Source organism: Streptomyces sulfonofaciens (assembly GCF_014656295.1).
In the GTDB taxonomy this organism is placed as follows: Bacteria; Actinomycetota; Actinomycetes; order Streptomycetales; family Streptomycetaceae; genus Streptomyces; species Streptomyces sulfonofaciens.
Genome location: NZ_BNCD01000012.1, coordinates 282,492 through 291,345, shown reverse-complemented (window position 1 = coordinate 291,345; position 8,854 = coordinate 282,492). Strand labels below are relative to the sequence as shown.

The window sequence follows — 8,854 nt, the reverse complement described above, 5'->3', positions numbered from 1 at the left end:
GCGTCGTCGTCATCGACTGCACCGACACCGGCGCATCCCCACCCACGGCGACCGACCCCACCTGGATCCGCCGGCTCCTGCGGCGCGTGGCGATGGGGCGGGGCGGCAGTTCGGGAAGACCGAGCGGGACCGGAACCATCGAGGTCATGGCGTCACCGGCTTCCCGCAACGGTCTCGCGGGCCGCGCGCAGCGACTGCTTGAGGGAGCCCATGGTGGCGAGCACGGCGGTCGGCTCGTAGCCGCAGTGGGCCATGCAGTTCGCGCAGCGCGGGTCCTTGTCGCGGCCGTAGGCGTCCCAGTCGGTCTTCTCGATGAGCTCCCGGTACGTCGGCACATAGCCGTCGCTCATCAGGTAGCAGGGCTTCTGCCAGCCGAAGAGCGAGTAGTTCGGGATCGCCCAGGCGGTGCACGGGAAGTCGACCTTGCCCTCCAGGAAGTCCAGGAAGAGCGGCGAGTGGTTGAGCCGCCAGCGCAGCCTGTTGCCGCCCGAGAATGCCTTCTTGAAGAGCTCGCGGGTCTGTTCGACGCCCAGGAAGTGGTCCTGGTCGGGCGCCTTCTCGTAGGCGTACGCGGGCGAGATCATCATCTCGTCCACCTTCAGCTCGTCATTGAGGAAGTTCATCACCTCGATGATGGTCTGCGGCGTGTCGGTGTTGAAGAAGGTCGAGTTGGTGGTGACACGGAAGCCGCGCCGCTTGGCCTCCTTGATGGCCTCCACCGCCTCGTCGAACACGCCCTCCTTCGCCACGGACTCGTCATGGCGCTCGCGCAGTCCGTCGATGTGCACGGCGAACGCGAAATACGGGGACGGCGTGAACTTCTCGATCTTCTTGCGCAGCAGCATGGCATTGGTGCAGAGGAAGACGTACTTCCGCTTGGCCACCAGTTGCCGCACGATTTCGTCGATCTGCGGATGCATGAGCGGCTCGCCGCCCGCGATGGACACCATCGGCGCACCCGACTCAAGAACCGCACCCACCGCCTGCGCCACCGGCATGCGCTGCTTGAGCACACCGGCCGGGTGCTGGATCTTGCCGCATCCCTCGCACTTCAGATTGCACGCGAACAGCGGTTCAAGCTCCACGATGAGCGGGAACTTCTCGCGCTTGCGGAGCTTCTGTTCAAAGAGATACGTCGCGACCTTGATCGTCTGACGGAGCGGCATGGCCATAGGGCTCACCTCCGGGGAGCAGCACATTACGGTGCCATTCAAAAAAAACGGGAAGTACGGCACGGAGAACACGGAAGGCTGATATTCCCCCGCGCACCGTGCTGATACGGACAAGTTCGTGCTCAGGGGCGTCCACGACCACCCGGACGGCGGCAACCGGACGGGGCCCCGCGCGGGTGGCGCTGTACAGCGTCGCCGCGGACTCCATGTCCACCGCGATCGCCCCGGTGGCCAGCAGATCGGCGCGCTCCGGGCCGCGCACCACGTGGTCGGACCCGGTGAGCGGGCCGGTGTGCACGGTGTGCCCGGCCGCCACCCGGGCGAGCTGCTCGACCAACAGCTCGCTGCCCGCGCAGCCGGTGACCCCGCGCGGCTCCCGGGTCTCCCCGGCGACCACCACGTCACCGGGGTGCATACCGGGGGCGAGTCCGGCGCAGAACCCCGCAGCGATGACCGGTGCGTCGTGCAGCTCCGGCGCGCGGAGTGCCTGGGCGACGGCCCGGTCGGCGGCCCTCGGGCCCATCCCCGTGCGGAGCACGGTCACGGGCCCGAGGGCACCGCCGCGGGCACCGGAGCGCAGCGCGAGCGCTTCGATGCCGAGCGCACAGGCGATCAACAGCGGCGCGGGCCCTGACGGGCCCTCGGACGCCGGGCTCTGGGCCATCAGCTCCCCTTGCCGGAGAAGGGCTCCCCGTGGACGTACCGGCCCAGGGCGGTCAGCGGGAACACCTGGCGGTAGAGGTGGTAGTTGATGGAGAAGTCCCAGGGGAAACCGGTGCCGGTGAAGTACGGCTCGTCCCAGGAGCCGTCCTCGCGCTGGGTCTCGGCCAGCCACGCCACCGCGCGCCGCACCGCCCCGGAGTCCTTCTCGCCCGCCGCGAGCAGTGCCATGAGGGCCCAGGCGGTCTGCGACGCGGTCGACTCGCCCCGGCCCGACCACTGGCCGGCGTCCCGGTAGGAGCGCAGGTCCTCGCCCCAGCCGCCGTCGTCGTTCTGCACCGACTCCAGCCAGCCCACCGCGCGCCGGATCGCCGGGTGCGAGCCGGGCAGACCGGCCTGGACCAGCGCCGGCACCACGGAACCGGTGCCGTACACGTAGTTGACGCCCCAGCGGCCGAACCAGGAACCGTCCTTCTCCTGCTCGGCGAGCAGCCAGTCGACACCCCGCCGGGTGCGCGGGTCGTGCGCCTTGCCCTCGACGGCCAGCATCTCCACCACGTGCGCGGTGACGTCGGCGGACGGCGGGTCGATGACCTCGCCGAAGTCGCAGAAGGGAAGCCGGTTCGGGAAGGGGCTGGTGTTGTCGACGTCGAACGCGCCCCACGCACCGTTCCTGGACTGCATGCCCAGGTTCCAGCGCACCGCGCGCTGCACGGCACGCTCCACGCGGTCCGGGTCGGGATGCGCCACCCGCCGCAGGGCGAGCACCACCTCGGCGGTGTCGTCGATGTCGGGGTAGTTGTCGTTGTCGAACTCGAAGGACCAGCCGCCGGGCGCCAGCCCCGGCCTGCGGACCGACCAGTCGCCGGGCCGCACCACCTGCTCGCCGAGCATCCAGTCGGCTGCCTTCAGCAGTTGCGGATGGTCGGCCGCAAGGCCCGCGTCGGCCAGCGCGATGGTCGCCAGGCAGGTGTCCCACACCGGCGACTGGCAGGCCTCGATCATCCGGGCGCCGTCCTCGCGCCACACCGCGTACCGGTCGAGTGAGGCGAGGCCCTCGCGCAGCACCGGGTGCTTCAGGTCGTAGCCGAGCAGGTGGAGCGCGATGATCGAGTACACGGCGGGCGGCTGGATGCCGCCCCAGCAGCCGTCGTTCTCCTGGCGCTCGATGATCCACCGGGCCGCACTGCGCATGGCGGCCTTCCGCAGCCGTCGCGGGGCGACCTTGTGGTAGGCGTGCAGCGCCTTGTCCAGGCGCTGGAAGGCGCCGTCCCAACTGGCCAGCGGGGCGGTCGGCTGCGCGGGGCCGGGGTTGCGGGGGTCGGTGTGCAACTCGTCGAGCGGGAACGGCGCCGGACGCACCGGCTGCTTCGCGGAGACGATGGTGAGGGGCACGATGGTCTGCCGCGCCCAGCAGCCGAAGTCGTAGATGTTGAGCGGGAACCACTTGGGGAAGTAGATCAGCTCGGGCGGCAGCTCCGGCAGGTCGTCCCACTTCCACCAGCCGAACAGGGCGAGCCAGATCCGCGTGAAGACCCGGCTCGCCGCGATCCCGCCCTGCTCGCGCACCCATGCGGAGGCACGCGCCATGTGCGGCTCGTCGGGGGCGTCGCCGGCCAGCCGCAGTGCCACGTACGCCTCGACGGTGGTGGACAACTCGCCGGGACCGCCGAAGAAGGTGGCCCACGTGCCGTCCTCGCGCTGCTCTCCGCGGATGTAGAGCGCGGCGGCCTTGCAGGTGGCCTCGTCCAGGATGCCGAGGAACTGGCGCAGCAGCAGGTCCTCGGCGTCCATCGTCACATTGGTCTCGAGGTCGCCCTTCCACCAGCCCGCCTCGTCCTGCCGTGCGAGCAGGAAGTCGGTGGCCCGCTGCACGGCGCGGCGCGCCGCGTCCTCGGGGGTGGTGGGGGCTTCGAGGGCCGCGGGCTCCTCCTTCGCTGCTGTGGTGGTTTCGGTGGCCGAGGCAGCGCGGGGCGGTACCGCTCCGGTGCTTCCGTCGGTCGTCGCTGTCATGGCTTCCCCTTCGTGCAGTGGGTCTGCTGGGTCCGCCGTCGGCCCGTCCCGGGTGGGACAGCGGCCGGCGACTCGCTACGGGTGCTGGAGTGCTCCTCCAGCCGGCACGTGCATCCGGCCGGTATCGGTCATCTCTTGCGCACGACGACGAAGTCGGCGAGCGCGACCAGTTCCGCACGCACCCTGTCCGGCATGTCCACGGTTTCCAGTGCCCGCACGGCGACGGTGTGCTGGCGCCGGGCCTCCCCGGTGGTCCACTCCCTGCCGCCGGCCTCCTCGATCAGGGCGGCCCGGATGGCGAACTCCTCCTCGGAGAAGCTGTCGAAGTCGCTGCTCTTGGCGTCCGCGGCGAGCAGTTCACCGAGCCGTTCGGAGGCCGGCCCGCCCGCCGCGAGCGCCGCCACCACCGGCAGGGACTTCTTGCGCTGGCGCAGATCGCTCCAGGTCTGCTTGCCGGTGGCCTGCGGGTCGCCCCAGATGCCCAGCAGGTCGTCCACCGCCTGGAAGGCCAGGCCGAGGTGGTAGCCGAAGTCGGCGAGGGTGTCGGCGGTGCGGTCGTCGGCACCGCCCAGCACGGCCCCGATGGAGACGGCGCAGGCGAGCAGGGCGCCGGTCTTGTTGCCCTCCATCTCCAGGCACTCCTCGACGGTGACCCGCTCGCGGTGCTCGAAGGCGATGTCCTGCGCCTGGCCGTCGATGAGGGCGCGGGTGGCGGCGATCAGCCGGCGCGCGGCCCGGCCCGCCTGCACGGTGCCGAGTTCCAGGAGGACCTCGTTGCCGAGTGCGAAGAGCGCGTCGCCGACCAGGATCGCCTGCGAGGGACCGTGCACCTTCCACACGGTGTCGCGGTGGCGGCGCTGCTCGTCGCCGTCCATCAGGTCGTCGTGCAGCAGCGAGAAGTTGTGCACCAGCTCGACGGCGACCGCGGCCGGCACGCCGACCTCGGGTGCGGCGCCCGCGGCCTGGGCGGAGAGCACGGCGAGCGCGGGGCGCACCGCCTTGCCGCCGTCGCCGTCCGCCGGGTTGCCCTCGGCGTCGATCCACCCGAAGTGGTAGGCGGCGACGGTGTCCATCGGGGGCGCGAGGCGGTCCACGGCGGCCCGCAGCACCGGGGTGGTCAGCTCCCGGCCGCGCTCCAGCAGCGTGGACACGTCGACCATCTCGGCGGTGGACTCGCCCGGGGGCACAGTGGGCACGGTCTCTCCTTCTGTTGCGGTGCCGGTGCCGGCCGCACCGAGGGCTCCGCCGGCGCCGCCTGCGGTGCTGTCGGTGGGCGCGGCGGAGGCGGTGGTACGGGGGGCCGCCCTCTTCGGCTCGGGTGTCATGCCGCCTCCTCGTAGAGATGGCCGCGCGGCCGGCCGAGGGCGGTGAGGGCGGCCCGGGCAGCGCTGATCCCGCTGCGTACCGCGCCCTCCATCGTCGCGGGCCAGCCCGTGGCGGTCCACGCACCGGCCAGGTAGAGGCCCGGTGCCTTGGTGCGGGCGCCGGGCCGCAGCCTGCCGACGCCGGGGGTGGGCGCGAACGTCGCTGTGCGCTCCCGGGTGACGAAGAAGTCCCGCACCCGGGCCTCACGCGCGGGTGGCAGCAGCCGCTCCAGCTCCGGCAGGAAACGCTCGCGCAGCGCGGCGACCGGCTCGTCGATCTCGTCCCGGGCCGCCGACTGCGACAGCGCCAGGTACTGGCCCTCCTTCAGGCCGGACGCCTCGGTGCGGTCGAAGACCCACTGGACGGGCGAGCCGAGCGCGGCGAAGAAGGGGTGGTCGAGGACCGGGCGGTCGTAGACGACGTGCAGGTTGAGGATGGGGGTGGTGCCGATGCCCAGCAGCTTCTCCGGGGCGTCCAGGGCACCCGCCGGCAGCAGGGCGTGCGCCTCGTGCTGCGCGGTCGCCAGCACGACGGTGTCGGCCTGGATCCGCTCGCCGGGAACCTCGACCGTCCAATGGCCGTTCTCCCCTTGGGGATTGTCCGCCGCGCGGGCGGACCGGGAGAGGGAGGTGACGCGTGTCCGCAGTTCGGTACGGACGCCCGCGGAGTCGAGCGCCTTGCGCGCCAGCGTGTCGTGGATGTCACCGAGGGGCACCCGCGCCCAGCCGATATCGGCGGCGCCGGGCTCGGACAGCAGCCCGGTCTTGAAGACCTTGGCGGCCAGTGCGAGGGAGGCGTCGCCCGCGGCGGCGTTCAGGGTGGCCACACCGACCAGGTCCCACAGCGCCTCGACCGCACGCGGCGACTGCCCGTGCCGGGCCAGCCAGCTACCGAAGTCCTGACCGTCCAGGGCGGGGTCAGCGGGGTCGAGTCTCCCGAGGGCCAGGGCGGCACGGCCGACCTGTGCGCGCTCGACGAGCGAGAGATGCGGATAGGTCGCCAGGCTCTGCGCCAGATGCAGGGGCACCGGAAGCGCGGTGCGCCGCAGCCGGCCCAGGCGAGGTCCCCTCGAAGGCGCGGCGTCGAGCACAGGGACGTCGAGGCGTTTTTGCAGCGGCGCGAGTGAGGTGGCCTCCACGCGGTCGAGGAACCACTGATAGGCCGTGCAGCAGCGCAGATAGACATGCTGGCCGTTGTCGACGGTGAGTTCACCGCGCTGGAAGGAGAAGGCGAGCCCGCCCAGGCGCGGCCGTCCCTCCAGCAGGGTGACCTGCATTCCGGCGTCGGCAAGCGCCAGTGCCGAGGTGATCCCGGCGAGCCCTCCGCCGACCACTACGGCGGCCGCCCTCCCGGGGCGGCCTTCGGTACGAGTGTCGGCCCCGTCGGGCTGCATGGTGTCCTCGCTCATGCACGCTCCTTGTCAGCCAGGTCCGGGGCCCGCTCGGGGGCCGGGGACAGGGCCATCGCAGTCAGGGACGCCGTGTACCCGCGCAAGGTTGACCGGCGCCGTGAGCGAGGTGGGCGGTGCGTGCTGCGCGCATGCATCAGGCACGCCTCCTGACGCTCTGCCGGGAGACGGTACGGGAGACATGGCGTGCGTCGACGCCCGACAGGCCGCGCACTGCCACGTATGCCTTCTCATGGCCCGGCAGGGAGACCCGACCGCGCAGCACCGCCTGCGGGTCGCGCTCGATGCGGTCCAGCAGCCTGCGGTAGATCCCGGCCATCGCGGCGACGCACGCACCGCTGCGGCGGTCGAGCATCGGCAGCAGCCGGTACCCCTCGGCGAACAGCGCCCGCGCCCGGCGCACCTCGAAGTGCACCAGGCCCGCGAAGTCCGCCCCGGGCGGCGCGCCGGCCGTGCCGAAGCCGGCGGAACAGCCGAACTTCCCGAGGTCGTCGCTCGGCAGATAGGTGCGTCCGCCTTCCGCGTCCTCGCGGATGTCCCGGAGGATGTTGGTCAGTTGCAGGGCGAGCCCCAGGGTGTCGGCGTACTCCGAGGCACGCTCGACGCCGCGCGCCCCGGGCTCGGTGCCGAACACACCGAGCGACAGCCGCCCGATGGCGCCGGCGACGCACCGGCAGTACAGCTTGAGGTCGTCCCAGGTCTCGTAGGCCTGGCCCCGGACGTCCATGAGGACGCCGTCGATGAGTTCATCGAGGCCGCCGAGCGGGATCGGGAAGTGCTGTGCCGCATGGCTGAGGCCGACGGCCACCGGGTCGGTGTCGTCCTCGGCCACCTCGCCGGCCTGGACACGGGCCAGCAGGGCACGGGTCGCAGCCAGCCTCTGCTCCTTCTCCTCCGGGTCCAGCGCTCCGTCGCCGATGTCGTCCACCCGCCGGGAGAACGCGTACAGCGCGGACATGGCCCGGCGCTTGGGCGTCGGGAGCAGTCTGATCCCGTACGCGAAATTCCGGGCCTGCTGCCCGGTGACGGCCTCGCAGTAGCTGTATGCGGCGAGTACCGGCGCGGACACGTGCTGCTCGGGTTCCACGGTCCGACTCACCCCTTTCCTCGCAGAGTCGCTCCCACCTCGCGCAGCAGATGAACCCTGCCCGCCTTCGGTGGTCCGGGAAGTACGTCGTAGGAGGCTGCCTCGACGGCGCGGACCGCCGCACGCCCCCCGGCCACGAACCCCGCCAGCAGGAGCTTCAGCCTGCCGTGGACGCTACCCACCAGGGGGGTTCCTTCGGTCAGCAGTCGCACGGCACGGCCCGCCTCGAAGGCGATGAGGGCGCGCACCGGCTCACCTGCCGTCGGTGCGGCGAGGTCCTCCTCCTGCACCTGATACCGCCTCATGTCCTCGGCGGGGAGGTAGATGCGGTCCCGGCGCAGGTCCTCGGCGACGTCCTGCAGGTGCTCGACGATCTGCAGGGCGGTGCAGACGGCGTCGGACAGCCGGATCCGCTCGGGTGTCGCCGTACCGGTGACGGCCAGCACCAGCCGGCCGACGGGGTTGGCGGACAGCTCGCAGTAGGCCAGCAGATCGTCGTAGGTCTCGTACCGCTTGACGAGCTGGTCCTGACGGTTGGCCTCGATCAGCCCGAGGAACGGCTCCGGACCGATGGAGTGCCGGTGCACGACCGGGGCGAGCCGGCGCAGCACGGGATGGCGGGGACCGTCCCCCGCACGGTCGAAGATGCGGCGCAGGTCGGCCTCGTACGCGTCGAGCAGTGCCGACCGGTCGTCCGCGTGCTCGGGGGCGACGCCCAGATGGCGGGCGTCGCCCCCGCCGGGCGCGAGGTCGCCGTCGCCGATGTCGTCCACCAGGCGGGCGTAGCCGTAGACGGCCATGAGGTCGTCCCGCCAGGCACGGGGCAGGAAGAACGGTGCGACGGGGAAGTTCTCGTGCGCCGCCTTGTCGAGCGTGCCGCGCACGACCGCTTCGGTGCTCGGGGCCGCGGTGGCGGCGGTGCACCCGGCGGCTGTCCCAGCACCCGCGGCCTCGGGTCCCGTCACCGCGTGCTGCCTGGGGCGGGGACGGCACGAGCACCGCGGAGGTGGGGACTTCCCGTAGCCATTGCCGTCACATCTCCCGTTCTACACTGCCGACCCAATACATCCTCTTTCGGACACGCCGCCCGGGCCTGCACTCGGCGCTCCGGCCCCCGCGCCGGGGCGTCGGGCATTATTGCCCCAGTTG

At 72.0% G+C, this 8,854-nt stretch carries 7 protein-coding genes and 1 pseudogene; all 8 read right to left on the bottom strand.

The genetic code is table 11. From position 1 onward, the window contains the following. Positions 1 to 139: pseudogene (locus IE313_RS20935) on the bottom strand (flavodoxin-dependent (E)-4-hydroxy-3-methylbut-2-enyl-diphosphate synthase); the annotation flags it as partial. A gap of 13 nt (positions 140 to 152) precedes the next feature. Then, a complete protein-coding gene (hpnH, locus tag IE313_RS20930) occupies positions 153 to 1,172 on the bottom strand; it encodes an adenosyl-hopene transferase HpnH (RefSeq protein WP_189934449.1) in 1,020 nt (339 codons plus the stop codon). Next, a complete protein-coding gene (locus tag IE313_RS20925) occupies positions 1,123 to 1,836 on the bottom strand; it encodes a phosphorylase family protein (RefSeq protein ID WP_189934447.1) in 714 nt (237 codons plus the stop codon). Before IE313_RS20925 ends, hpnH begins: the two co-directional genes overlap by 50 nt. Beyond that, a complete protein-coding gene (gene shc, locus IE313_RS20920; protein ID WP_189934445.1) occupies positions 1,836 to 3,845 on the bottom strand; it encodes a squalene--hopene cyclase in 2,010 nt (669 codons plus the stop codon). Before shc ends, IE313_RS20925 begins: the two co-directional genes overlap by 1 nt. 128 nt (positions 3,846 to 3,973) lie before the next feature. Beyond that, positions 3,974 to 5,005 carry a polyprenyl synthetase family protein gene (locus IE313_RS20915; protein ID WP_229924822.1) on the bottom strand — a complete coding sequence of 344 codons (1,032 nt, stop codon included), beginning with the start codon at positions 5,003 to 5,005 and terminating at the stop codon, positions 3,974 to 3,976. 161 nt (positions 5,006 to 5,166) lie between these two features. Next, complete coding sequence (gene hpnE, locus IE313_RS20910) at positions 5,167 to 6,618, bottom strand: hydroxysqualene dehydroxylase HpnE (protein WP_189934441.1); 1,452 nt, start codon at positions 6,616 to 6,618, stop codon at positions 5,167 to 5,169. Positions 6,619 to 6,754: 136 nt separating this feature from the next. Continuing rightward, positions 6,755 to 7,717 (bottom strand): presqualene diphosphate synthase HpnD, encoded by a 963-nt coding sequence (hpnD, locus tag IE313_RS20905; protein WP_189934439.1) that lies wholly within the window; start codon positions 7,715 to 7,717, stop codon positions 6,755 to 6,757. Then, a complete protein-coding gene (hpnC, locus tag IE313_RS20900; RefSeq protein ID WP_189934437.1) occupies positions 7,714 to 8,589 on the bottom strand; it encodes a squalene synthase HpnC in 876 nt (291 codons plus the stop codon). The genes hpnD and hpnC overlap by 4 nt, the downstream gene beginning before the upstream one ends. Between the last annotated feature and the right edge of the window lie 265 nt (positions 8,590 to 8,854).

Coding starts and splice junctions, on each gene's coding strand:
- IE313_RS20915 (WP_229924822.1), bottom strand. CDS start 5,005: ATGGTCGACGTGTCCACGCTGCTGGAGCGCGGCCGGGAGCTGACCACC.
- hpnH (WP_189934449.1), bottom strand. CDS start 1,172: ATGGCCATGCCGCTCCGTCAGACGATCAAGGTCGCGACGTATCTCTTT.
- hpnE (WP_189934441.1), bottom strand. CDS start 6,618: ATGAGCGAGGACACCATGCAGCCCGACGGGGCCGACACTCGTACCGAA.
- IE313_RS20925 (WP_189934447.1), bottom strand. CDS start 1,836: ATGGCCCAGAGCCCGGCGTCCGAGGGCCCGTCAGGGCCCGCGCCGCTG.
- shc (WP_189934445.1), bottom strand. CDS start 3,845: ATGACAGCGACGACCGACGGAAGCACCGGAGCGGTACCGCCCCGCGCT.